Below are 25,229 nucleotides of genomic sequence, written 5' to 3' on the forward strand. Positions count from 1 at the left end.
ACAAGGCCAACTTTCCGGCTAACTTCAGGTGCAGAATCAGGATAAGCGTTGGTTTTGCTGATTAACGTCTCACAATCGGCGCTCACTCAATAGTAATTAATCCGTTTTTTTTCAATGCTTGATTTGCTTACATTCGATTGTTCGCACATACCGTAAGTTACTTCCAGGGGTGGAAGGATATTGAGCCCCTAATCCGATTTGATGACATATTCCGATGCAGAGGTACAGCCCTCATTTCATACGTCATGATCAACATTTGCATTTGCACGTTGACGTCAGTTGGCCGATAAAAATCTCGCTTAAAACGGTAGAAAGGCAATCAGAAGATGGAAAACATAGAATTCGACTTCGATTTCGGTTTTGAGTTCGGAGGAGGCGACCTCCACCGACTTGAGAAAGAGGAGCTCGAGCGATTTTTATACTGGTATCAATCACTCAACAGTGCATTCGCACAACCTCTCGCTGAGCTCATAGGCGTGCGTGAAACCGATGACATGGTCAGGAGATTCCTTGAAATCGAGGGTATACGAGCTTGCCTGGAGCGCGATCCAGAATTTGTAAACGTGCGACTTGATGAAATGCCTCGGTTTCCGTACAAGTGGCCGGATAACCTCGATCCTATTTACATCGCGCACCGCACCACGCAGTTGAAACGAAGGTTACTACCAAGTAGCTTCGATGCCGCAGAGAGGGCGGAAATTGCAAGACGCATGCGGAAACAGGCTGCGTCTCTTCTGCAAGGTGCTGATAAAGTAGAGCAAGGCACGTTCTAAACATTCAGCTACATATATGCGAGCCGCCAGTGGTCTGATTGGCGGCTCCATAAGTCAGCATTATTGGGATAGGAGGTCCACAAATTGAGCAGGCGTGATTGCCGTGCGCCTGGATGTGGCGCGCGAACGACCCGTTATGGGGTCTACTGTACTACCCACAAATCCAGGTACCGACGACACGGACACCCTGAACAACGAGCGATCACGAAGGCAGACCTCAATCCATACCTCAAGCGCGTCCGTAAGCGCATCAAGAAGAACTCCGACAACCCACTCTGGGCGCACTGTGAGGACCTCTGGAACGAACTCGTCAGCCACGCCAAGGGGATCGTCACCACCTACCGAGGCGGTCAACCGACTTACCGACACGAGCGCATCGCGGCTGACGAGGTGGTGAAGCTCTTCGCCCACGTGGAGTCGAGGGAGGTCATCGAGACCGTCTTCGCGATGTTCCTCTTAGAGGACCATCAGCCTCGTCGCTTCCGGTCCGACGGAGCCTTCCGCTTCCAGCTTGTCAGGCGCCTTCGTGGGCTCACCGAGACGAATGCCGGGACGTGGGTAGACCCGAGTACCGGCAGGACCAAGCGGGCTTACCACGAGCTGTCACCGAGAGCTGCCGAGGTGTTCGCACGGTGGGTGATGAAGGCTCTTGGTGGTGTGGGAGCCTACCTCGCGAAGCTTGAACGAGATGAGGAGGACGAACGCCAACGGCGTGTGAACGACATGCACGAAGCGATGTCCGCTCTCGTCTGACACCCCCAAACTCCGACACCAATCAAAACAGCCCGAAAGTCCCCCGCAACGCAATAGTAATTCCGTGTCGTGGGGGGTTTTTTATGTGGGCAATCTGACATGACCAAGGACCATCATGATAGAAGTCACAAACCTCGTGCCCACCTTCTGGGGCTTCGTCGAGAAGCAGGCCCATGAGCGTGGGCGGTCAATTTCCGCCTTCAGCCAATCCGTAGCTCAGTCCATCCTCGATGCCGGTCTCGCTGCCTGCGATGACCGAGACCATCAGCGGGAGCAATACCGGGTAGTCTCCGCCCCTACGGGCTCTGGGAAGTCGTCCTATGCCTGGGCGTTCGTTGCGGCTCTCATTGAGGCCGTACCTGGCTCCTCAGCAGTGTTCCTGTGCGAGACCATCCATCAGTGCGAGGACACGTACAACGAGCTGCTAAAGCTGGTGAGCAGCGATGATTTGGCCATCTGGACCAGTGCCCACGATTTGGCCAAGCCCCTGGACACCATCGAACGAACGCATCAATTCACCCCTGCGGCTCGGTTCCGAACAACCGACCTCTCTGACCGCCGGGTCATCGTTGTCACTCACGCCTTCTACAAGGGGCCTCGTGGCTCCCTGGCCCGGAGGTACCAGGCCGAGGAAAGGACGCTCACCATCATCGACGAGAAGCCGACCGAGGTCGCCATCTTTGACATCGACGTTGGGGATGTCGTGAAGGTCCGGGATTGGGCACAGGCGACGACCAGCATCCCGGCAGCGGTCCAGGCTTGCTCGGCTTTGCAAGAATTCCTCGATGGTGTGTGGTCACAGGATCGGCCTGGGCCGAGGACCTACCGTCCGCTCCATCTGTCGGACCTCGCATGGTTCGCGTCACTTGAAGCCGACCGCCTTCGCGAGGAGCACGGGGGTCGTGAGGCACCCGACCTGCGGGTGGCGAGTGTTATCGGCTTCGCTCAGGCACTCGCGAACGGCTACGCCTTCATGAGCCGCTATGATGGGGCCAGCCAGGGTGGCCGCTTCGTCGGCTACAAGCCCGACATGCCTGTTCGCCCCGGAACGGTGCTGCTGGACGCCACTAGCGACATCGACGGAGTGGCACAGCTCGTTCCCACTCAGCGCGTGATGATGCCGTCCCCGCGTCTGTCGTTCGAGAACCTGACCGTCTCGCACCTCGTGCCACCAGTTGACGTCATCGGTCCTCGCGAGCGGGTCTCGCAGATTGTGAAGACGTGCCAGCGAGCAGAGCCGTATGCCCGATGGATTATGGGAACCATCCGTGAGCACACGGAGCCTGGAGAGAAGGTGCTGGTGGTCGCCCACAAGGCGATGCTGGACCATGCTTACCTTCCGAACGGGAAGACGAGCTTCAATGAGGACGCCTACGAGCTGGATGGCCGAAAGGTCGCCTTCATCAACTGGGGCACGGGGATAGGGTCGAACCGCTGGAAGGATGCCACAAGCGTGTTCCTGTTTGGGGAGTTCCATCTGCCCAAGCGGGCCACCGTAGGAGCAGCTCTCGGTCTCCTGAACGTCCCGGCAGGTAGTTGCTCTCGGTTATCGAGGATGGAGAACCCCAACAGCAGGGATGCAGTGTTCCTAACCCTTCAACAGGGCCACCTGCTCCGCTGGGAGAAGCAACTCGCAATGCGGGGTAACGCCCGGAACATCACGAGCCAAGGGGTCTGCGGTCTGCAGAAGCTGTTCGTAACCTCAGAGTTCTCCCGCTTCCTCCTGCACAAGGACTGTACCGCCCGCAGTTTGTGAGACACCGATTTCCAGCCTACGCGGCCAGAGCCGCGGGTGAAAGCTGTGCGGCACGAATGGCTGCCGGTGGGCGGAACCCGTGCCGCTCGATCAGCCACGTCTCGTTGTAGATCTCGCGGAACGCCAGCAGGGCGCGGCGGAGGTCTTCGACCGTGTCGAAACTGTCCACCCACAGCAGGTTCTCCTTGAGCGTGCGGATGAAACGCTCGGCGCAGCCGTTGCCCTCCGGCGCCCGCACGAAGGCGGGCGAACTCGCGATGCCCAGGAACGCCAGTTCCGCCTGGAAGGCGTCGGACATGTACTGGCTGCCATGGTCGTGCCGGACACTCAGGCCGGAAGCACTCTTGGCCGCGAAGCTGCCGAAGCGCTGCCGCACACCCTGGCGGATCGGCTCCAGCGCCTCGAAGCGCGTGGCCCGCCGCGCCGCATGAACGCCCACGCACTCGGCCGAGCAGTGGTCGACGGCCACGAACACCGCGACTTGGCCCTCGCCGGTCCAGGTGGTGGTCAGGTCGGTGCCCCACATCGTGTCCACTGCCTCCGGGATGATGGTGCCGTCGTGCGTGCGTGGGCCGCGCGGCGCGCCGACGCGCGAGGGGGCGAGCAGATCATGGTCGCGCATCAGGCGCAGCACGCGGCGCTTGGAGGTGCGCACGCCCTTGTGGCGCAGGCGCGCCCAGACCTTGCGGTGACCCTCGCCGTGAAAGGGGCTGCCGGTGAGGGTGGCGCGGATCTCGTCGAGCAGCGCCGCATCCGGCATCGGCCCAACCGGGCCGGGACGCCGCGCCGGCTCCGGCCGCGCGGGTGAGAGATGCCGGTGGACGGTGGCGCGCGACAGGCCCCAGATCCGGCAGACGCGGGCCAGCCCGTAAGCTTTGCCACTGACGGGGGAGAGGACCTGGCTCATGGCCGCGACCTCCTGCGGGCCAAAGGGCCGGGGCCGCGCGCCTCCAGAGCCGTGATCTTGGCCTCCAGCAACTCGCGCTCCAGCAACATCTCGCCGAGCCTGGCCTTCAGCCGCCCGCTCTCCAGCGCTTCCGCATCGGTGGGCCGGGTGGACAGGCTCGCCTCACCCGCTGCCAGGAAGGCGTCGCGCCAGCCCGACAGGGTCGCGGCGGTCACGCCCAGGCTGCGCGAGATAGTCTCCAGGTCCTCACCGCGCAGCAGTCGCAGTACGGCATCCCGCTTGCGCTGCCGGGACATCCTCCCGCCCCGGCCGGGACCGACCGCATCGGCACCCGCCCTCGTGTATGTGGTCATCGTCCTCACCCCTGTCGCGGAGACCGTCCGCTAACGGGGTGTCTCAAGCAACCGTGGGGCGGAGGAGGACCATCTCTTCCCAGGGGCCAACTTCACGAGGAGCGAGGCTGTTAGGAAAGCCGAGTTGGCAAAGGGCGGTGCGAAGGCTGTAGCGGCGCTCCTGGCCACCACTGACCAGAACTGCATCACCAGTCTGGACGTGCAGGAGGAGACGGGGGTTAGTCTCCAGAGGCACACCGACCGCATCATAGGTCACAAACTGGTCCAGGCGGTCATGGCACAGGGAGGGTGGACCTTCGTTCGCGGTCGTGGACGAGGAAACCCGAGCAAGTTCCTCCGTGTAACTATGAACCAGCAGGCGGACCTCAGTCTGGCTGCATAGGGGGCACCCAGAGCCGCACGCTCAACTTGAGACGCCGCGCCCTATTAAGGAGGATAAGGACCCTTTGGGCGCGGTAGTAGACTACACCTGGTCGCCTCCAGGCACGCTGAGGTGCGCTGGACGTGGACGAATGGACATGCGGCGGATAAACTGAACGAGTGCGTGGACGAAGTCGCTAGCGGGAGGCGCTCCGGTGGCAATCACGTAACAATACTGTCTCTTAATGGCTCTCTTCGCCAGCAGGCGAGGGCGTCAAAGGGCATCTAGAACTCCAGCCCGAGCTTAACCCGCATATTGTGACGCTCGAACTGACTGAGGCCGAACGCACGGTTGGCCAGAGAAGGGTCGGTGTCCCGCCCCCAAACCTGCCCTGCGTAGGCCACCGTGACCCAGGCGTGCTCCGTGAAGCGGTGGTGGAGAGCGGGACCGATGAACAGCGCCTCGCTCTCAAGTCGGTTCAGGAATGTACCTTCGTAGCCCCGGAGATAGCGAACTTCAGGGCCAAGGAACGTCTTCTCCGCAATGCGCGCAACGACAGCATTTGACCACAGGAAGGTGGACGAACGATAACCAGCTTTAGACCCTCTCTCTCGTCCGGCTGTGGGCTCGAAACTGATATTGGTAGCGTACCAGACCTTGTCTTTGACGACCTGCATATCCACCTGGAGCAGGGTCTCGACGTCAACGATGTCTGCGCCTCGGCCCTCGATTGGTAGAACTCGCGTAAAGCGTGGACGCACCTCAAAGGCGGCGTTGAGGGGCTGCTTGTCGTCTGCTTTTAGGAACTGGTACTTAACATCAACTGCTAAGCCGTCGAAGTTGCCAAAAGATTTATTGTCTACATCAATAATGTTCCGGGCGTGATGGAATGTGCCGAAAGTAGAAAACTCGATGCTTAACTGATCGATAGGGTTGAACTGGTATCCGATCCGGGTATCGAACACGCGATAGGTGGAAAACCCCGGTCCATCGCGGCGCTTGCTGAACCGGCCGATGGTATCAACAATAACCTCTTGGTGACCCTTCTCACTCGCATCTGCCCCTTCCGTAAACCCGAAGAGATGCTCGGTATCAACGTCGTCCTTCTTGTCCTTCCTCGACTGCTGATCATCGCCACTTGCACCCTCTTTGGGGCGGCTCTGGTTCGGCTCGTGTTTGGCTTCCGGTGCAGCTTGGATGTTCTGGGCAGAGAGTCCGAGTGAGGCTAAGAGCACGCTCGCACGCCAAGACGACAGAATGCGTGCGCGTCTCTCGTGAATGGTCATGATGCGGTGGGGTCCGACGAGCTGAAGCCTAGCTTTCCTGGTTTGACATGCTGAGGTGGAATGTGCCTGTGACCGCGAGGCCACATCCAGGGACAGCGTCGCGAGCTGCCATGTGGTCGGTCAGCCGGCCCCCTTAGGCGATTAAGGTCGGAGTGCCGTCAGCCTATACAGACGAGGCCCAAAGCCTTCGGACCGGCTACGCTTGAGCCCTCTTCCGCGCCACGGCGGCGAGCGCCCGGAAGGGGAATGCTACAGCGGCGATCATGGCGCTGACGATCAGGACGATGAGGAACGGCAGGAACGCCAGCCCGAAACCAACAAGACGCATGCCTGTCCTCCTACACGCCGCGCTCGCTGCCCATCGCGGCCACGCGAACGCTCATCCGGCTCACCCTAACGAGGTGTGGCGCGAGGGGATAGTAGGGGCGCGTCGGCCAGCGAAGTAGGCACAGCTCACGCCACGGTTACGCTGCCGGCGAAACTTGACGTGCGGCCCGTGAGATTTCCGTCACAAAGTGTTGCAGTGGTCTGGCGCAAATCTGAGGTGAGAGGTCAGAAACTCTCTCATCTCTCTAGAAAGGGGCTCTGAGAACCTGACGCCTATCGTCGTCTCTTCTTGCCATCGCACCTCGACCCGGTGAGTCTCGCCTCCTGGCCCTAGAACCAAGCTGAAGCACGCTGGAACAACCACACTGTCAGCGAATGATAAGCAGGCGCCCTCGTCCGACAGGTTGAGCAAGAAGCATATCACCTGCCCCTCCGCATCGTCATTAAGGCCAGCTTGGCCAGTGAGGCACACACGAATGCGTGGTGGTCTTGGTATTGAGCGCATGAGGTGATGTCCGGCGGCACTCTCAATCCATCACGGCTAGCTTAGAGCACCTATCTTAACCAACTCAACGCAAGAGATTTCAAGCACTTAGTGAACTGCACCCCGTTTTGACCGGACAGGCGGCATAGCCCAGGAAGGCATAGGCGCAGGCCTATGGATAAGGCTATGGCATCTGATCCGATCGCCCCGCCTCCGCACGGCGAGATCCTGACCGGTGTGCAGCGCCGCCGGCGGTGGTCCACGGCCGAGAAGATCCGCCTCGTCGAGGAGAGCCAGCAGCCCGGCTCGTCCGTGTCCTTCGTGGCGCGGCGCTACGGGCTGTCGCCCAGCCTGCTGTTCCGGTGGAAGCGGCGCTTGCTGGAAGGCGGGCATGCGGCTGTTCAGGCCGATGAGGAGGTCGTCGGCACCAGCCGGGTGCGCGAGCTGGAGCGGCGCGTGCGGGACTTGGAACGCCTGCTCGGGCGCAAGACCATGGAGGTCGAGATCCTCAAGGAGGCGCTCGACCTCGCACGCACAAAAAAACCGACCTTGCCGCTCGTCTCCTGGGGCGGGCCGGTGGGCGGTTCCCGATGAAGGCGGTCGCCGACACGCTGGGCGTGGCTCGCTCCCATCTCGCCGAGCGCCTCACCCGCCCCGTCCGGCCGCGTGGTCCCTCCCGCAGGCCCCAGGACGCCGTGTTGCTGCCCACCATCCGCGAGATCGTCGCGGCCCGTCCCAGCTACGGCTACCGGCGTATCACCGCGCTGCTGAACAGGGTGCTGCGCTCGCAAGGCGCGTCGGTCGTCAACGCCAAGCGGGTGCTGCGCATCCTCCAGGTGAACGGGCTGACGCTGGCGCCCTATACCGCTCGCCGCACCGGCCGGACCCATGACGGTGTCGTGGTCGCGCTGCGCTCGAACGTGCGCTGGTGCTCGGACCATCTCGACCTGCGCTGCCGGGACGGAGCGGTGGTCCGGGTGCTGTTTGCCATCGACGCCTGCGACCGTGAGATCATGGCTTGGTCGGCGACCACGGCCGGCGTCTCCGGCGAGATGGTCAGCAACCTGATGATCGCCTGCGTCGAGCACCGCTTCGGCGCGACGAAGGCCCCGCACCCGATCGAGTGGCTGTCCGACAACGGCTCGGCTTACATCGCCCGCCAGACGAGCGAGACGGCCACCGCGCTCGGGCTGCGGCTGCTGTTCACACCGGTGCGCTCCCCGCAGAGCAACGGCATTGCCGAAGCCTTCGTGAAAACGCTCAAGCGTGACTACGCACGCCTTGCGATGCTGCCCGACGCCGAGACCGTGATGCGGCTTCTGCCGAGTTGGTTCGAGGACTACAACACCGTCCACCCGCACTCCGGTTTGCGTATGCTCTCGCCTCGCGAGTTCATCAGCCAGAGTGCCTAAACCTACCCCGCTACCTGTCCGGTCAAACTGGGTGCACTCCACTTAGCGGGCTCGAATGGAGGTTGTGCTAGGGACTCTTAATGGGCACCCTTGCTGGGTGGTCTCTCGGCCTCAAGAGCCCCGGAGGGCCACGGCGACTCCCGCGTTCACCCAAACGCTGATGCGGCCTAATCTACCAGGGTGCGGGAGCGAGGTCATAGGAGAACTTACTAAGCGGCGAGGTGGGCGTCACCGGTCAGACTCTCAAGTCCAGAGAAAAATTTGCCTCGCCCATACCTTACGGGCTAGTCATCTGCAAATTTTTGCTCAAACTCCTCAGCTGTTATCTGAAACTCCCGAAACAGTCGCGAGCCTTTGGAGCGCAACGCCGTTGAAGGGTTAGAGGTAAGATGGATCGATTTCATACGCCCGCCATCGGTCGTTATTGTGAGACTTTCAACTTCTTCATATGGAACGCAAAAAATAATATAAGGACTCTCTTTGTCTTTGTACTGATTAGACCACCTGTCATCAGCATCGCCTATGAGTATTATATAGTCGTAAAACTTCTTGCCGGCTGTGCCAAAGGGCCTCGGCCATGCCCAACGCTTCGACGGATTTTTTTTCGACCTATCGGCTATTCCCAAGCTGGAGTACTTGCACTCGAACACATAGCCGGAAGCAGAGACGACATCAAAGCCTGATGTATGCGATGTTAACTGTCCTTCAACAAGCTCACTAACTAAACGCTCACCTTTGAGGCCAAGAAGCAAGTTTTTCTTGCCTGCTAGAAAACCTAATTTTGCTTCTAAAGCTGAAACTCGCTCTAATAAAGCCTTATTTTCTTTTCTTAAAGCAATATTTTGATCTCTGAGAAGTTTTACGACGTCGTGAGAAGTGCGTAAAAGTTGCTTATTTTCTATGATACTCATACTAGAACCGCCTATAGCTCTTCTCGAACATTCTTGAAAACTGTCCTGAAGTTTGCCTAGTCCCACAGTGGCAGGGACCACCTTGAAATCATAAACCTCCTCTGTGCGCTTACGGAATGTATAACAGGCAGAGCCACAGCGTCCACAAAAAGACTTTCCTATTGCATTATGAATAGGATGGCATCGGGTAGTCCAGTGTGAAAAATACTTAAGCAATTATTGGATTTTTTCCAATTTCTCAGCAAGCGCCTCGAACCTAAGGTGCGTGTACCGCATCAGCACCCGGGTATCGCGGTGCCCGCTTATCCGGCTCACCGCCTCGTACCTGAGGTCGTGATATCGAAAGCCGGGGTGGGGAGTCCGAGCCATAATCCGCCGCCGAGCCATCTTTGCGGCCTGCTCGGCGGTTGGGAAGACATGCTCCTCACCAGAGACCCCGCCCGGCATCCGCTCGCAGAGTAAACTCATAGCCCGGCTAGTAAGGGGATGGGTGGAGCGATGGCTGCCGCGTTGAAGGGTCAAGCTAACCCGCTAAGGACCAAATATTATCAATCGAAAAAGCGGTATCTAAACCGAAAAAGCAGGAATTCAAATTAATTATCTACCCTGATGGTACGCAGGTCATCGGGGTCTACGTCAACAACGCTCAGAAACACACTTGGCTACATAAGGATGACTACGAGCGTATCATTGCTCAAGTCGGTATGCGTGCCTGGACGATGCTGCACAACGGTCAAAGCAGAGAGTACGTATGTGTTCAGATTTCAGCGTCTAAGAAGCATTGCCTTTACATCACTCGCCTAATCGTTGGTGATATTCAGGGAATGTCTGTCCGTTTCAAGGACGGCAACATTCTCAATCTTCGCAGCTCGAGCCTCTACCACGATGCTGGACGGGGTGGAGAGCCACTGAGAAAGCGGCTTAAGCTCAACGTTACCGGCTTTCCAACGGGCTCGGCTTCTACGAAGTGCTCGCGAGCTTCATCGTCACGAGGCCCGAGACAATCAGCCCCGCCGCGACCAGCCGTGTGACGCTCGCCTGCTCTCCGAGCACGAGGATGCCGATGACGAACGCACCCACCGCGCCGACCCCGGTCCAGATTGTGTAGGCCGTACCGAGAGGCAGTGAGCGCATGGCAAGTGCCAGCAGGCCAAAGCTGCCGAGCATCGTCGCGATCATGATCGCGGTTGGCCACAGTCGCGTGAAGCCGTGTGACTGCTTCATCGCGTAGGCCCACACGACCTCAAGGATGCCAGCGGTGATGAGGTAGACCCAAGCCATGACGGCCCTCTCTCGAAGGGCCGGGCCGTCCCGGACTTGAACTCCCGTGAGCGGGAGGGAGGACGTGGCCTCGCGCGGCACAGCTATGCGCTCGCCTTCTGACGTTCAAGTCCGTTTCTGACCTAGAGCGGACCAAGCCTGCGCCGCATCAGGTTACAGACACGTTCGTTAGGCTGTGCCGGCTCTCTCAAATGCCCGGAGCACCTGATTCGCGTGGTACGGCTTGGGCAGGAACTCACCGTGGTCAGGCACATCGCGGCGGGCAGGGCGATAGCGCCCGGACGTGATCACGAGGCGAATACGCGGCCAACGCTCGGCCACTCGGGAAGCCAGACCAAAGCCATTCATCGAGCCCGGCATCTCGATGTCGGTGAACAGCACATCGATGTCGTTCCGGTTCTCCAGAAGAGCCCACGCCTCGTCGGCGCTGGCCGCTTCGAGGACGAGGAACCCGGCATCTTCCAGCATGTCCACAGCCATCATACGCACCAGGGCCTCGTCCTCGACGACCAGAACACGCGACAGGGAGGGGGGGCACGGACCAGGCATGTGCGGAAAACGGCGGCAACTCCGGATGGTTTCACCAATGTTAGCAATCCCGCCTATCTGACCGATACCCTCGGCCGCCCTTCACATCATCAGGCTGATTAGGTCTTGGCCGTAGGGAGTGCCATCCACCCCACGGACCTCATCACGGTGGAGGGGATGGAGCTGACGGTGGCCACGACTGAACAGCTTGCTATCCTCTCCCGCGACCTTCTGGGCGCCTACAGGGAGGTCCAGGGTGGCGTTGAGGCCGCTCAGAAGGAGCCTGAGCCTGAGCCCGTGGTGGATGATGCCGTGGCCCTGGAGGACCCCCGTAGAGAGGCCGAGTTCGCCTCCATCTGCCAGGAGGTGTCTCCCTACCTTTAGGTCTCGGCCCTGCACCAAGTGGTCACCGAAGACGCCATCAGTGAGCAGACCATCGGCCATGCGGCATCCGAGGCCAGGATTGAGCCTCACCAGATGCGAGCTCGCGTCGATGCCGTGGTGGAGGGCTTCCGGGCTCAGGCTGTCTCGACCGTGCAGGGCTACGGCTCCGACGACCCCGAGGACTTCTTCCAGTGGGCTCACGAGAACAAGCCCCGGGAGATGAAGGCCGCGATGCACCGCCACGGGATGGAGCGTGACCCCCGGGGGTGCGAACCTCTCTATCGCGAGTATGTCTCCACCATCGAGGACCGCGACCCTGAGGCCATCCTGAACGCTCAGTTCGGGTCAGGCATCACCGCCAAGCAGGTGGATGGCAAGGTCATCATCGTCTTCCCGGGTGGGAAGGAGATGTCCTTCAAGGGCGCTCTGAAGGCTGGCTTGATCAGCGTCAGGGGCGCCTCAGGAAGACACCTTACTTCCACCTACAAGACCCGCAACCCAAAGACAGCAGAACACCCAGCGGACCGTCCCTGATGCCGCTGGGTGTCTGAACCATTGGAGATGTCGATGATGATGATAACAAGCCTTCAGCATGAACCGGCCTAGATGCTGGCATGCGGCAAACGCCTCTCCAGGGCTGTCGTTCCAGCTTGTCAGTAGCATTTCCGGTATAGTGCCAGTTCAACTGCAATCGCCTCGTGCGCTATCCGATTGATTGTGGCACGTTTCTGGAGCAACTGCACGGCTTGTACTGTTACAACATCCGCCTTGCTCTCCAAGGCTGTCCCTCAGACCCTCTGGCGCTTCGCGGTCTTGAACCGCTCCCGGCCCTCCATCCCGTTCCACTCCTCCGTGAGGGCGCGGGCGTGCTGCTCCACCACGAAGGAGGCAGCCAAGGCCCATCCATCGTCGCGGTCCAGCGCGTCCCACACGCTGCCAGCCTCGAACAGGAGAGCGTTGAACTCGGCCACAGGGTCGAAGGGCTCAGGGCTGGTCATCATCCCACCAGGCGGCGCCACCACCAGGGGCGCTGTACCACGGGCTAACTCTCCGGGGCAGGCAAGGCCCTGGTCAGGCGCTCTGCCTGCTCTCGCCAGTGGTGGGTCAATTGTCGGGCAGCATCCCAGAAGCCAACCGGCATGAGACGCGGGTCATGTGAACCGCGACAGATAGGGGCTGAGTTCGAGTTCCAATTCGTCCGCCAAACCGGCAGAGTTGGCCAGCCTGAGTGCTACAGTTTCGCGCTACAGGAGAAGGGCTGGAAATGAGCTAAGTAACTGATTTATAACGCAATAGGAGGTTGGCTCGGAATGTCCCACCCCTTCCGCCAATAGTCATTCACAGTCCTGCCCGTAGGGCATAGACCACACCAAATCCCTTGCGGATCAGCGGCATGGCGGCGCATGCCGTGCACCCACATGCACCGCGCAGCACCACGATGGTAGGGTCCGGTGGGGCGAGAGATCAACCGGCTCTCGGCGCGGCGAGTCCAGACGCTGACCGAGCCAGGCCGCCACGCCGATGGCGGCGGCCTCTCCCTCGTCGTGGACGAGGGCGGCGGCAAGCGCTGGGTCTACCTCGACCGCACCGCGTCGTCAGAGAGTACATCTCCGATTACTGGCAGGCTACGAACCCGCTCATCGCCTTGGCGGAATCCGCAAGGTCTGCGGGATCAAGCTTGGCTCCTGTCGTCGTGCCCGGTTGGATTGCGATCTGGTTCGACTCTAGGAACGTCGCGAGCATCGTGCTCTTGATCGCAAAGTTGATATTCTGTGGGAAATCGCCAGAGGCAAGCGCCACCTTGAGCACGTTCAGCTTCGCCGCAACGACCCCCACAGCGTTGCCATAACTGTCTAGGAGTGGGCCACCAGAGTTACCCTGCTGAACAGGAGTAGAGATTTGGTAGTATCGGCTATCATCACCTAAGCCAGATAGGGCGGTTATGTTTCCCAGTGTGAAATTGCCAGAGCTCGCCAGGATGTCCGCATGAGGATACCCAAAAGCAGCGACAGACTCTCCTAGCCTAGTGCCCGTTCTAATCGGCGCAAATCTGCCTCCCTTGGCATCTTCGATTGCGAGGAGAGCAAGATCATTGCTGCTGTCTGTCGCAGCAACTCGCGCATTGTGCGGAGATTTGCTATCGTTCAGTTTCACCACGACGAACTTGCAATCCTTGATCACATGGGCATTCGTGATGAAGTTGCCATTGGTGTCTACGAAAAAGCCTGAACCCGTTGAGATGCCGTTCTCCTCAGCCTTCGGTGCCGCAGGAGGTGCAGGTGCGGGAGGCGCGGTGGCGACGGGAGGCAACGCCGAGGGAACGGGCGCATTCTCGCGTGCTACGGGCTGTGCGGGAACCGGAACCTGCAAGGGAGGTGTCGCGGCGACTCGAGCGGCCGCCTGCGACGCCCCTGGCGGCTCGACCATAGGACGCCCGTTCATCACGGAGCCAAGCGAAGCTGACATCAAGATTGCGATGCGTTCACCGCCGACATTACCCTTTGCGTTGTCCCAGAACAGTGAAAAGCCGAGGACCCCATCTCCGTCTTGGTGGTAGCGAAGATATTCGTCTTTACCGCTTGAGGAAGTGGCTGATATAACAAACCATTCGTCTTTAATGACGCTGTAATTGATTGTGTACCGATTGCGCCGTTTGCGTTCTAACGTGTCTGAATAAACGAGAGCGACGTTGATCGATGGGAAGTAGTTGTATTTGACGATTAGGCGGGCAAGTGAGTCTTCAAACGCAAGGCCACTCTTATTTGTGAGCGGGCGCAAAGACAAGCCCTGAGGCACCCAGATGGGGCGGCCTCGCGACGGATGCTCAAGCAACTTGAAGTCCCACATTGTCATCATCGGTGCCGCGGTTGCGAACAGCCGGTCGTGAGTGGACTTGTTGAGGACTCCGTCCGGCCAGATACCGTTCTGTTCTTGAAACCGCTTGATCGCCTCAAAAGTGCGCAGACCGAGGTTTTCCGTTGGAACGGACGTTTGATGGCCGGTGGCTATTAACAGAACCTGGGCAATAACACGGGATCGAAGGTTGTGCTCTTCGTTGAATACGAATTCTGCCCTGGTGAACTCTGGAGTTCGTACCTGGGCGGTTGCAGCTTGAGCGGCCAACCCGGCAACAAGAGCAAACGCGATGCGACGCATGAAGGGCTGCCCCGAGACACTTGAACGAATGGTTACGGTCAATTCGCAAGCTGTCAAATGAGAAAGCGCCTATCCGGAGGCTTCGTCAATGGCTGTTCACAGTCCAAGGTCATTAGCCGTACTCTCTCGCTGGCATCATGAGGCACGCTGTGCGACCAGGCCCATCAGCATCTTTGTCTCTCTCCGACAGGCAGGAAGCGGTGTTCATCGCGAATGTTACGACAGTGCATCCCTTCGCATGCTCAAGTTTAGCCCCGGCATCAAGGGACTCGCGAAACCCTGCAGCCTCTGGGCGGTGGCAACAGAGGGATGCCTCTGGTTCGTCGAGCGGAACGTCCGCGATGCTGCCGGCTGGCACCAGGGCACCATCAGGTACCACCGCACGAAGGCTCTCACACGCCGCGTGTCGGGTTCGAGGCGCCCGAAGACGGGGCTGGCGGAGAGCAGGCGCCCGAACTGGACCGGATCGGCGATCGCGGTTGCTCCGCTTGGAGCCGCGGACCGCGAACGGACCATGAGGCCGGACGGCGGTCGAAGAACACCCGCGTCGCCGCGACCCCGCCATCCGCCCGAACCGGGCGGCGCGCTGCCGGAGCGGGAGCCGGCTGCCCCGGGGACAGCCGCGGCGGCTGGCGTCCGACCCTGAAGGCCGCGGCACGCATCAGATCAGATCGGATCGGACGAGGCCGAGATCCGCGAGGTCGCGGTCGTTGAACAGGGCGAGTTCGCGCCGCGTGCGACTGCAATCGAGCCATCGCCTGAAGACTGAGAACGCTCCAGCCACGTGATCCTCCTCGGCTGAGGGGATCGACATGCCTCGGGTGCCCGCCCGCGTCTGTGACGGCGATCACGGACGCGGGCGGGCGATCGGCCGGATGAAGGGGCGGGCCGCGAGGTACCGGGCCGGGACCGGGCCTCGGAGCACGGCCGATCACGCTCCCGTCGCCGGAGATCTCCCATGTCGCACGCTGCCCGCATGATCTACGCCCTGGTCTGCTACGCCATCTTCCTCGTGTCCTTCCTCTACGCGGTCGGGTTCCTCGGAGGGGGCTTCGTTCCGAAGACCGTCGACGATGGGCCGGTCGTCGCGCCGTGGCTCGCGGTGGTCGTGGACGTCGCCCTGCTCACCGTCTTCGCGCTCCAGCACAGCGTGATGGCACGCCCGCGCTTCAAGGTGTGGTGGACGCGCATCGTCCCGAAGCCCGTCGAGCGCAGCACCTTCGTCCTCCTGGCGAGCCTCGCCCTGCTCTTGCTGTTCTGGCAGTGGCGTCCGCTCCCGGCGACCGCATGGTCGGTCTCCGATCCGGTCGCGGCGTCCGTCCTCAAGGGACTCTTCTGGCTCGGCTGGTTCGTCGTCCTCGCCAGCACCTTCATGATCAGCCACCTCGACCTCTTCGGGCTCAAGCAGGCCATCCAGGGCTGGCGCCCGACCGCGCCGGGTGAGGCCGCGTTCGCGACGCCCTTCCTCTACAGGCACGTCCGGCACCCGATCTACCTCGGCTTCGTCGTCGCGTTCTGGGCGACGCCGACGATGACGGTCGGCCACCTGCTGTTCGCGGCGGTCGCGACCGCCTACATCCTCGTCGGCATCCAGCTGGAGGAGCGCGACCTCGTCGCCTTCTTCGGCGATCGCTACATTCGCTACCGGCGCGAGGCGGGCATGCTCCTGCCGCGCTTTCGCGGCGCGCGCTGATCGGACGGGCGCCGACGACCCCGCGGAGGTCGGATCCCTACTCGATCACCACGTCGGCGCTGCTCAGGATCGAGGGCGGCAAGGTCACGCCGAGGCGCGCGGCCGCCCTCACGTTGGCGAACAGCTCAAGCTTCGTGACGAGCTGCACCGGCAGGTCACGGGGCTTCTCGCCTCGGAGCAGGCGCCCCGCATAGGCGCCGGCCTGGCGGTGCGTTTGCGTGAAGTCGCCCCCGTAGCTCATCAGCCCGCCGGCCATGGGGAAGTCGCGGGACTGGGTGATCGCGGGAAGGCCGTGGCGGTTGGCGAGCATCGCCAGGCGCGCGCTGCGATAGGCGAAGAAGGGGTCGGAGGTGAAGACGAGACCGGCCGCCCCGAGCCGGCGCGGCGCCGTAAACAGGTCCTCGAACCCGTCCTCGCGGCTGGCCTCCAGCATATGGAGCTGCAGGCCGAGGCTGCCGGCCGCAGCCCGCAGGCCGGCCAGCTGCGAGCCGGCCGTGGGACTGGTCGGGTTGAATGCGATGGCGAGGGCGGCGGCCGTCGGAAACAGCTCCTTCATGAGCTCGAGCCGCTTGTTCGAGACCTCGACACTCAGGCTCGACACGCCCGTGAGATTGCCGCGGGGCCGCGCGAGATCGTCCACCACGCCGAGGACGACCGGATCGCCGCCCATCTCGAAGACGATCGGGATCGTCCCCGTCGCCGCGCGCGCCGCGAGCACCACGGGCGCACCCCCGGGGGCGACCAGGACCGCGATCCCGCTGCCCGCCAGCTCCTTGGCGAGCGCGGGCAGCTGCTCGTAGCGCCCGTCCGCCCAGCGGTAGGCGATCGCGACGTCGCGGCCCTCGACGAACCCGGCGTCGGCGAGCCCCGTGCGAAAGGCCTCGAGCCGGCTGGCAACGCGCTCGGGCGTCTCGGCGCCGAGATACCCGAGCACCGGCAGCGCCGGCGCCTGCGCCCGCACCGCGCGGGCCGTCGCGCCGCCGAGCAGGGCGCCGACCGGCCCGATGAGAAGGTCGCGTCGTCTCATCCGCTCGCTCCTCGCCGAGCGCCGGGCATCACGCCGCGTCCGGCGCTGGCTCGGCCTTGGCGTCCCGTCCGGCCGCCACGGCGAAGATGGCGACCGGCTCGTCGAAGCCCTTCAGGCGCCGCGTCCCGAGCGACACGAGGGGGACGCCGCTCCCGATCGCCTCGGCCGCCGCGCGGTCGACCAGGATCTGGCCATCCTGCGCCGAGGCGCACAGGCGCGAGGCGAGGTTCGTCACCGTGCCGATGGCCGTGTAGTCCAGCCGGCTGTCGGAGCCGATCCGCCCGACCGTGGCGGGTCCCATCGCCAGGCCGATCCCGAAGCCGAGCGCGTGGCCGCCCGCCCGCCAGGCCGCGGTCAGGGCCTGCACCGTCGCCTGCATCTCGATCACCATGCGGGCGGCCCGCAGCGCCGGCTCGGGGCAGGCCACGGGCGCGTTCACCAGGATCATGACGCCGTCGCCGGCGAGGCTCACGAGCGTCGCGCCGTGCCGGTTCACGGTCGCACCAACCGCCGCGTGGTACTCGCCCAGTACGCCCATGATCACGCCGGGCTCGGATCGCGCGGAGAACGGGGTGAAGCCGCGCAGGTCCCCGAAGACCACGACGACCTCGACGCGCTGTCCGTCGAGGACGCCGTCGTCGCCGGCCCGGTCCACGAGCTCGGCGACCTGCGGCGCGAGGAAGCGCTTGAGGCGGCTGATGCGCTCCGAGCGCTCCTGCGAGAGCGCGACCTCGCGCGCCATCTGGTTGAAGCGGGCCGCGAGCCGCCCCAGCTCGTCCCCCCTCGCGATCTCGATGCGGTGGCCGAACTGGCCCGCCCCGATCCGGGCGGCGCCTTCCTCCAGGAGGCGGATCGGCCCGGTCATGCGGCCGGCGAGCCAGTAGGCGAGCGCGGCGGCGAAGCCGGTGCCGGCCAGGAGCAGGCCGAGAAGGCGCCAGAAGGCGGCGTGGATCGGCCCGAACGCCTCGGCGACCGGCTGCTGGACGATCACGCTCCAGTCCGGTCCCTGAACCGGCGCCATGGCGGCCACCACCACGCGCCCCGCCGGGTCCGGCCCGGCGACCGCGCGCCCGTCCTGCGCGAGGATGGCCGCCCGCAGCGCCCGGAGGCTCTCGGCCGTCCGATCCTCGGCGCCGCGCAGGACGAGGCTGATGTCGGGATGCGCGATGAGCCGGCCCGGCCGGTCGAGCACGATGGCTTGTCCCGTCTCGCCGATCCGGATTCCCGCGACGACGTCCAGGATCAGCTTCAGATTGATCTCCGCGACCGCGACGCCCGCCGCGAGGCGATTCCCCGCCACGGCCACGGTCATGTACGGTTCGGAATTGCGGTGATAGGTGACGGGGCCGAACCAAGCCCGCCCGGTCCGGGCCCCCAGGACCGCTGGATCCGCCGACGCGTCGGCGCCGCTCTCGACGCGGTTGAGGCCGATCCGCGACACGGAGAGCCGCTCCTTCGCGGCGCCGTCGATCAGTCTGAAGCTCGTCACGGCGGGGGCGTGGCGCAGGAGACGCATGGCGTCGACGCGCCGCCGCTCGTCGGCGGCCTCCGTCCAGGGCAATTGCACCATCCAGGCGAGCTGGTTTTCGATCCCATCGATGAAGTGCGCGATCCGCGCGGCCGCGGTCCGGGCCTCGGCGCCGAGCAGGTCGTTCAGGCGCGCCCGCTGGTCCCTATAGCCGAACCACGCCTGGCTGCCGCCGGCGGCGAGCAGCGGCACGGCCACGGCCGCGAACAGGACGAGGAAATACTGCCGGAACAGCGAGCCCCGCGGCGGGATCGGGAAGCGGGCCATCGCCGCATCCTTTCCAAGGCATATCGATCCGCTGCACGACTTTAAGTGCAGACACGGCATCTTCTCAAGTCTGCATCGGCCGTGAAGGCGGGCACTCAGAGGGGAGTATCCGGTGCAACTCCGGCGAATTCCGAGCTCATGACCGTCAGCACGCCGTGGTCACGCAGCGAGCCGTCCAGGATCCCGACGGCCCGGATCTCCTCTCCGCGACCTTCGCTCCGCGGAGGACGGGCACTCCGCGGAGAACGGGGATCGCGGCATCACGAGCACCTCGCGAGACGGCCTGACGGGCTCGACGAGAGCGGCTCGACAGCGGAGACCGGCCTACTTCGATTTCGGCGTGCGAAGGAGAGATACCTGCCACGTCAGCATCATGCTCGATACCATCAAGGCGGCGTGAAGCAGGGAGAGGAGAAGCGGTCCATCTTGCATCGACGCGATCCTGCGACGTGGCGGTGCCGGGAAGGTCCGAGTCCTGGCAACAACCGGGCCAACGCCCACGCTCGCGCCGCGTGACCCTCCGTCCTCCGCCGAGCGGTCCTCCGCCGAGCGGTCCTCCGCCGAGCGGTCGCGCCGCACGTCCGAGCCGCCGGGTGGGCCGATGAGATCGGGCCGCGGCGACCGCCTAGAGCATTTTCCGACGAAGTGGATGCCGGTTCGTCGCGGACAATGCGGCAGGATCAAAGATCGAGAGCGGCACCCGATTGCAACGTGACCGGGTGCCGCCCTAGGCCGGGACCGCTTCGGGAAGCCTGAACGCCTTGGCCGAGAGCAGGCGCGTCAAGGTCGCGAGCAGGTCGGTCTGGGTGATGATCCCCACGACGCGCTGTCCCTCGTCCACGACGACCACCGCATGGGTGCGCCCATCGGACAGCGAGGAGGCCAGCGCGACGATCGGCTCGTCCGGCCGGGCCGTCCTGGCCTCGGACATCACCTGCGCGATACCCGCGTCGCGGTGGAGCGTCAGCTCGCGCAGCCCCACCGTGCCCGTCAGCCGTCCATCCTCGTCGACCACCGGCAGCGTCCGGATGTTGTGCGTGAGGAGAAGCTCCCGTGCTCGCTCGGCGCTGCTGCCCGCGTGCAGGGTCACCACGTCGCGCGACATGACCTCGGCGCAGGTGAGGTCGCCCTCCGTGCGCACGAGCGCGTGAAGCTCGACCTGCCGGAGGAGGCGGTCGAGGTCGGCGCGGTCGATGTCCAGCGTCTCGTTGAGCGCGACCAGGGCCGCGTCCACATCCTCCGGCTTGAAGCCGACGCGCAGGGGCGCGGGCAGATCCGCCGTCCCGTGCGTGTTGGCCGGCGCCACGACCGGCACGTGCGGGTAGTTGCGGCCTGAGATCTTGTGGAACGCGATCCCGAGCGCGACCAGGATCACCGAGTTCACGCAGACCGGGAACAGCGGGAACAGGAAGCCCGCCGAGGTGACGGCCGGGCCGCCGATCAGCGCCGTCAGGGCGGCCGCACCCCCGGGTGGGTGAAGGGACCGGGTCACCGACATCGCGGCGATCGCCAGCGAGACGCCGACGCCGATCGCCACCACGGGATCCGGAATGAGGTGGGCGGCCAGCACGCCGACGAAGGCCGAGATCGTGTTGCCCCCGATGACCGGCCAGGGCTGGGCGAGCGGGCTCGCCGGCACGGCGAACAGCAGCACCGCCGAGGCGCCCATGGGCGCGACAATGAGCGGGATGTGCGGCCCTTCCCCGAAGAACCAGCCGCAGATCAGGCCGGTGAGCGTGATGCCCGCGAGCGCCCCCAGGCAGGCGACCAGGCGCTCCCGCAGGGTCGCACCCGCCAGAATCGGCCTGAACAACCGAAATCCGGATGACTTGCCACCCTGTCGTTCCGGACTGACGGTGTCGAACATCCTCGTGCGTCCCTCGCTGGCCCGAACCGCCGCCGAAGGCGCCCGCTCAGCAGGCAGGTGCTCCGATTGGCGGCGCAGGGCTCTGGTATACCAGACCCCCGTTTACGGATCGCCGCCGAAATTGCAACGTGCGTGGGCACGATGCCTGCGAACAAGGCATCCAGGGTTGGGGCGCTGGGCCGGAGGACCATGAAGGACGTCGCCGCCACCGCGCTTCTCACGGTCGCCGCGGTGCCGCCGCTCGGCCCGGCAGCCTCTCGGTCGCGGTTGCGACAGGCCTCGATCGCTCAACGGACTCGACCCCGGCACCGTGACGTTACCCAACAGCCAGGGCTAGGCCTCCAATTCGTAGCTCAGAAAGCCGCCGATCCAGCTGCGATTAACAACTCTGAACTGACCATGAAGCCAGTGAACAAGCTCACGCTCTACGATTCTCTGATGATCGGACTGGAGGGGCCATGGCTGACCCGAGAGTTTGCGCCAGATCACGTCCTTGGCTGATCCCCAGTTGAGCGGGTTGCGGACGGGGCGACCGAGCTTTCTCATTAATGCTTGGCGTACTAACTGCAGGATATCGATCCAAGCGGGTTCCATGTCCTCCAGCACCAGGAGAGCCCTGCCGCAGGGCTTCAGGATGCGGTGTATTTCTGCGATGCATTGCCCTGGGTTGGATGCATGATTGAGGCTCCAAAACGCCAAGGCCGCATCGAAACTCTGAGACGGAAAGGGTAAGTTTTCGCCGGTACCGAGCACGAAATTGAATTCTGTCCTGTGAGGGGAGAGCCGCCTGCGGATCGCTGCCCAGCGCTCTGTCGTCCAACTCAGACTTGGGTCGATGACAATGTACTCAGTATCCGGATCCATATATGCTCCGGCGAGACCAGCTCCTCCCCCTATATCAAGAACTAGTCCTTTTATATTGGTGAGTATGTGGGCGTAGGGCTGATAATCGCGATTCAGCGCCTCGACAGCTGTATCCTGATCTATGGCGAGAGTGGCGTACCATCCCTCCATCTCGACCTGACGCGTTTGCCATGACCCTGGCATGAGCGGTTCCTCTCCAGTAGGCTTGCGCGACGTACATCCCTGACTGTGAGTGGGAGCGCCCCGTTTTCGTGACGGTCAGGAGACTTGGCTGACCAGGGCGTCGGTTGGGGTCTCTGGGCCGTGCTCCTGTTCGTAGACGATGGGAGAGCGGTCGCCCAGGGCGCAGGAGCAGGCACCGACCGCGTCGAGCCGCGCTGAGCACGTGGTCGATCCGCGGGCTGCGGAGGACTTGCTGTCCGCCCCACGGGATCGATCGCGTGCGCACGATCGTCCCGTCCATCACCGCTGGGGTTCCCGCAAGCGCGGAAGGAACCAGGCGAGCAGGCCGATGGCCGGCAGGAAGGAGCAGATCTGGTAGACGGTCGCGATGCCGTACCGGTCCGCGAGCGCACCCAGGATGGCGGCGGCGAGCCCGGCCAGCCCGAAGGTCAAGCCGTAGAAGAAGCCGCCGACCAGCCCGATCCGGCCCGGCATGAGTTCCATGGCATAGATCAAGATGGCCGCGAACGCGCTCGACATGATCAGGTTGATGACGATCGTCAGGGCGCCCGTCCAGAAGAGACTTGCGTAGGGAAGCACCAGCGTGAACGGCAGTGCACCGAGGATCGAGAACCAGAGGATGCGATTGCGGCCGATCCGGTCACCCAGGATGCCGCCCGCGAGCGCACCGACGGCCGACGATGCGAGGAACAGGAACAGCATCACCTGCGATTGCTGGATCGAGATGCCGAACTTGCCCATCAGGTAGAACGTGTAGAACGACGAGAAGCTCTGGGCGTAGGCGTTCTTCGAGAACAGGAGAATGATGAGGATCATGAATGGCACGACGACCGCGGCGAGGGGGCGGTCCGCGACCTGATCGGCTGTCCCGTGTGCGGCCTGCGCCGCCCGCGGGCGCGAGGGGGCAATCCGGGCGGAGCGTCCGGCGATCCAGAGCATCAGTCCCATGGCCAACAGGGCGGCGATCGCGAACCAACCGAGGCTGTGCTGGCCGAGCGGCACGATGATGAACGCCGCGAGCAGGGGGCCGAGGGCGCCGCCGGTCTGACCGCCGACCTGGAAGATGCCCTGCGCCAAGCCTTGTCGTCCGCCCGACGCGTTGCGCGCCATGCGCGTCGCCTCGGGATGGAAGATCGAGGAGCCGAGACCCACGCACGCGGAAGCGAGCAGCAGGAGGCCGTAGCTGCCCGCGAAGGCCAAGCCGAGCAGGCCCACCAGGCTGAACCCCATGCCGACGATCATCGAGTGCGGCATCGGGTGCTTGTCGGTGTAGAAGCCAACGGCCGGCTGGAGAAGCGAGGCTGCGGTCTGGAACGTGAGGGTGATGAGCCCGATCTGGATGTAATCGAGCTGATATGAATCCTTGATGATGGGATAGATCGCTGGAATCAGCGACTGGATCATATCGTTGAGCAGGTGGGTCACGCTGAGAGCAATCAGGACGGAGAGAGTGGCCTGTCGGGGCAGGTTGACTGTCGCGACCGCGCTCATCGGGCGTTTGCTCCACGCGCTGCGCCTCTGCGCGGGTCCCGCTCCGCGGGGAGCGCGGGGTGAACGACGACGACCTGCCGCATGCCGAAATTCTTCCCTGGTTCCGCTCGATCGGCGATTCCGGCCCCGGACTTACGTCCGCGCGCGCCTGTTGCGAACGTCGAGAGGCGCCGCACCCGCGACCTTTGCCGTCTTTCCAAGGACATGATCCTGCCGCGGCGGGCAAGAGGGGGCAATCGCTGGCTGCGGAAGTGCGCTGTCGAGCGGCGAGCCGGCGTTCCGGCGGCCTTGGTCGAAGGTCGGCGCCGAGCGGACGCCGGACACCCCACCGGCCCGTTGAATGCGCCGTCTCATCCCCATCCGCTCGATCCCTTCGGGACGGCGGATGGGGGCTTCGCTCAAGCGCCGCGCGGGCTCATGATCCGCCCGATCCCTTCGGGACGGCGGATGGGGGCTTCGCTCAAGCGCCGCGCGGGCTCATGATCCGCTCGATCCCTTCGGGATGGCGGATGGGGGCTTCGCTCAAGCGCCGCGCGGGCGCGTGATCCGGAATCCGCTTTGATCAACCGCATTCCGGATCACACATGAGAGGATGCCGTTGGAATCGAACGCCGCGGCGGCAGCGATCCGTGGCCGTGGATCCTTCGCGAGCGAAAGCAGGCCATGGAAGTGAAGTGGATCGAGGATTTCCTGAGCCTCGCCGAAACGCGGAGCTTCTCGCGCTCCGCGGAGGAGCGGCACGTGACCCAATCGGCCTTCAGCCGACGCATCCGCTCCCTCGAAGTCTGGCTCGGCACGGTGCTCCTCGACCGCTCGACCTACCCGATCACGCTCACCGCCGACGGGCGCCAGTTCCTGGAGACGGCCGAGGAGGTGGTGCGCCTCCTGACTCTGAGCCGGGCCGAGTTCCGCACCCGCAGCGAGCGCTCCAGCCTCCCGGTGGTCACGATCACCGCGCTGCACTCGCTCTGCCTGTCCTTCCTGCCGGGCTGGCTCGGCGCGATCCGGGCCGCGGTCGGGCCGGTGGGCAGCCGGGTCCTGCCGGAGAACTTCAACATCTGCGTCCAGGCGCTGGTCGAGGGCGGCTACGACCTCCTGCTGACCTACCACCATCCGGGCATCCCGATCCCGCTCGACCCCACGCGCTATCCCTACCGGACGGTGGGACACGACAGCCTCGCGGCCGTCGCCGCGCCGGACGCTCTGATTCCCGACGGGGAAGGGCGGCTGCCCCTGCTGCAATATTCCCGCGGCTCCTTCCTCGGGCGCCTCGCCACGATCGCGCAGGCGCGGGAAGGCGCACCCCCGACCTATCCGGTCCACACCAACGAGAACTCCATGGCCGAGGCCCTGCGCTCGATGGCGCTCGCGGGCCACGGCGTCGCATGGCTGCCCCGCAGCCTCGTCGCCGCGGAGATCGCGTCCGGGGCGCTCGGGCTGGTCAGCCCCGAGATGCCGATGGAGATCCGGCTCTACCGCAGCGGCGAGCGCGCCCGGCCCTTCCTCAATGCCGTCTGGGAGGCGGCGGGGATGCTCGCGACAAACTATTCCGAACCGGAATAACCCTGGTCCTCCTTAGCATTGGCGCCGGCGCGCGTCCGGGATTATCCCGCCGCTCACGGTGAATGCAGTCGTCG

At 63.7% G+C, this 25,229-nt stretch carries 23 protein-coding genes; 8 read left to right on the forward strand and 15 right to left on the reverse strand.

From position 1 onward, the window contains the following. The first annotated feature begins 326 nt into the window (after window positions 1–326). The 3 genes from QA634_RS32365 (at window position 327) to QA634_RS32375 (ending at window position 3,282) form a co-directional block, all read left to right on the forward strand. Window positions 327–773, forward strand: a complete 447-nt coding sequence (locus tag QA634_RS32365) for a hypothetical protein (protein WP_150108766.1) — start codon at window positions 327–329, stop codon at window positions 771–773. 84 nt (window positions 774–857) lie between these two features. After that, the gene (locus tag QA634_RS32370; RefSeq protein ID WP_012336047.1) at window positions 858–1,526 is read left to right on the forward strand and encodes a hypothetical protein; all 669 of its coding nucleotides are present in this window, start codon (window positions 858–860) and stop codon (window positions 1,524–1,526) included. A 115-nt stretch (window positions 1,527–1,641) separates the two neighbouring features. After that, a complete protein-coding gene (locus QA634_RS32375; protein ID WP_043701816.1) occupies window positions 1,642–3,282 on the forward strand; it encodes a DEAD/DEAH box helicase family protein in 1,641 nt (546 codons plus the stop codon). Window positions 3,283–3,298: 16 nt separating this feature from the next. On the opposite strand, the gene QA634_RS32380 is transcribed toward QA634_RS32375, so the two are convergent. The 4 genes from QA634_RS32380 to QA634_RS36020 form a co-directional block, all read right to left on the reverse strand. Next, window positions 3,299–4,542, reverse strand: a protein-coding gene (locus tag QA634_RS32380) for an IS3-like element ISMtsp5 family transposase (RefSeq protein WP_076612169.1) whose coding sequence is annotated in 2 segments (ribosomal slippage) — window positions 3,299–4,218 and window positions 4,218–4,542 — 1,245 coding nt in all. Because the reading frame shifts where the segments join, the coding sequence is not laid out codon by codon here. Between the two features lie 645 nt (window positions 4,543–5,187). After that, entirely contained in the window at window positions 5,188–6,189 is a 1,002-nt protein-coding gene (locus tag QA634_RS32385) for a hypothetical protein (protein ID WP_012336050.1), read from the reverse strand. A 196-nt stretch (window positions 6,190–6,385) separates the two neighbouring features. Continuing rightward, the gene (locus tag QA634_RS32390; protein ID WP_012336051.1) at window positions 6,386–6,517 is read right to left on the reverse strand and encodes a hypothetical protein; all 132 of its coding nucleotides are present in this window, start codon (window positions 6,515–6,517) and stop codon (window positions 6,386–6,388) included. Between the two features lie 180 nt (window positions 6,518–6,697). Further along, window positions 6,698–7,021, reverse strand: a complete 324-nt coding sequence (locus QA634_RS36020) for a PilZ domain-containing protein (RefSeq protein ID WP_150108767.1) — start codon at window positions 7,019–7,021, stop codon at window positions 6,698–6,700. Between the two features lie 153 nt (window positions 7,022–7,174). On the opposite strand from QA634_RS36020, the gene QA634_RS32395 reads away from it, so the two are divergent. After that, a protein-coding gene (locus QA634_RS32395; RefSeq protein WP_085984473.1) for an IS3-like element ISMtsp18 family transposase occupies window positions 7,175–8,412 on the forward strand; the annotation gives its coding sequence in 2 pieces (ribosomal slippage) (window positions 7,175–7,535 and window positions 7,535–8,412; 1,239 coding nt in all). A gap of 284 nt (window positions 8,413–8,696) precedes the next feature. On the opposite strand, the gene QA634_RS32400 is transcribed toward QA634_RS32395, so the two are convergent. The 3 genes from QA634_RS32400 to QA634_RS32410 all read right to left on the reverse strand — a co-directional run bounded on the left by QA634_RS32400 (window position 8,697) and on the right by QA634_RS32410 (window position 11,153). Continuing rightward, complete coding sequence (locus QA634_RS32400) at window positions 8,697–9,404, reverse strand: hypothetical protein (protein ID WP_150108768.1); 708 nt, start codon at window positions 9,402–9,404, stop codon at window positions 8,697–8,699. A gap of 879 nt (window positions 9,405–10,283) precedes the next feature. Further along, window positions 10,284–10,604, reverse strand: coding sequence for a DMT family transporter (locus QA634_RS32405; protein ID WP_012336054.1), 321 nt, complete (start codon window positions 10,602–10,604; stop codon window positions 10,284–10,286). Between the two features lie 168 nt (window positions 10,605–10,772). Continuing rightward, window positions 10,773–11,153, reverse strand: a complete 381-nt coding sequence (locus tag QA634_RS32410; protein ID WP_012336055.1) for a response regulator — start codon at window positions 11,151–11,153, stop codon at window positions 10,773–10,775. 156 nt (window positions 11,154–11,309) lie between these two features. On the opposite strand from QA634_RS32410, the gene QA634_RS32415 reads away from it, so the two are divergent. Then, a complete protein-coding gene (locus QA634_RS32415; RefSeq protein WP_150108769.1) occupies window positions 11,310–11,516 on the forward strand; it encodes a hypothetical protein in 207 nt (68 codons plus the stop codon). An 18-nt stretch (window positions 11,517–11,534) separates the two neighbouring features. Next, window positions 11,535–12,050, forward strand: coding sequence for a hypothetical protein (locus QA634_RS32420; protein ID WP_043701824.1), 516 nt, complete (start codon window positions 11,535–11,537; stop codon window positions 12,048–12,050). Window positions 12,051–12,304: 254 nt separating this feature from the next. Here QA634_RS32420 and QA634_RS32425 read toward each other — a convergent pair whose 3' ends face one another. From QA634_RS32425 to QA634_RS32435, 3 genes are all read right to left on the reverse strand, one after another. Beyond that, a complete protein-coding gene (locus QA634_RS32425) occupies window positions 12,305–12,514 on the reverse strand; it encodes a hypothetical protein (protein ID WP_043701827.1) in 210 nt (69 codons plus the stop codon). Window positions 12,515–13,130: 616 nt separating this feature from the next. Beyond that, on the reverse strand, window positions 13,131–14,672 hold the full coding sequence (locus QA634_RS32430) for a serine protease (RefSeq protein WP_012336057.1): 1,542 nt from the start codon (window positions 14,670–14,672) through the stop codon (window positions 13,131–13,133). 661 nt (window positions 14,673–15,333) lie between these two features. Next, window positions 15,334–15,456, reverse strand: a complete 123-nt coding sequence (locus QA634_RS32435; protein WP_265576471.1) for a DUF1127 domain-containing protein — start codon at window positions 15,454–15,456, stop codon at window positions 15,334–15,336. A gap of 174 nt (window positions 15,457–15,630) precedes the next feature. Between QA634_RS32435 and mddA the strand changes: the two genes are divergently transcribed. Next, window positions 15,631–16,365 carry a methanethiol S-methyltransferase gene (gene mddA, locus QA634_RS32440; RefSeq protein WP_012336059.1) on the forward strand — a complete coding sequence of 245 codons (735 nt, stop codon included), beginning with the start codon at window positions 15,631–15,633 and terminating at the stop codon, window positions 16,363–16,365. Between the two features lie 37 nt (window positions 16,366–16,402). Here mddA and QA634_RS32445 read toward each other — a convergent pair whose 3' ends face one another. The 5 genes from QA634_RS32445 to QA634_RS32465 form a co-directional block, all read right to left on the reverse strand. Continuing rightward, window positions 16,403–17,392: an ABC transporter substrate-binding protein gene (locus QA634_RS32445; protein ID WP_012336060.1), complete on the reverse strand. Its 990-nt coding sequence runs from the start codon at window positions 17,390–17,392 to the stop codon at window positions 16,403–16,405. A 28-nt stretch (window positions 17,393–17,420) separates the two neighbouring features. After that, a complete protein-coding gene (locus QA634_RS32450) occupies window positions 17,421–19,187 on the reverse strand; it encodes a HAMP domain-containing protein (protein WP_012336061.1) in 1,767 nt (588 codons plus the stop codon). Between the two features lie 727 nt (window positions 19,188–19,914). Further along, window positions 19,915–21,054, reverse strand: a complete 1,140-nt coding sequence (locus tag QA634_RS32455; RefSeq protein ID WP_050777530.1) for an HPP family protein — start codon at window positions 21,052–21,054, stop codon at window positions 19,915–19,917. Window positions 21,055–21,387: 333 nt separating this feature from the next. Next, window positions 21,388–22,101: a class I SAM-dependent methyltransferase gene (locus QA634_RS32460; RefSeq protein ID WP_012336064.1), complete on the reverse strand. Its 714-nt coding sequence runs from the start codon at window positions 22,099–22,101 to the stop codon at window positions 21,388–21,390. A 279-nt stretch (window positions 22,102–22,380) separates the two neighbouring features. Beyond that, window positions 22,381–23,592 (reverse strand): MFS transporter, encoded by a 1,212-nt coding sequence (locus QA634_RS32465; protein ID WP_012336065.1) that lies wholly within the window; start codon window positions 23,590–23,592, stop codon window positions 22,381–22,383. Window positions 23,593–24,255: 663 nt separating this feature from the next. Between QA634_RS32465 and QA634_RS32470 the strand changes: the two genes are divergently transcribed. Then, entirely contained in the window at window positions 24,256–25,155 is a 900-nt protein-coding gene (locus tag QA634_RS32470; RefSeq protein WP_012336066.1) for a LysR family transcriptional regulator, read from the forward strand. Window positions 25,156–25,229: the final 74 nt, after the last annotated feature.

The organism is Methylobacterium sp. CB376 (assembly GCF_029714205.1).
Lineage (GTDB): Bacteria > Pseudomonadota > Alphaproteobacteria > Rhizobiales > Beijerinckiaceae > Methylobacterium.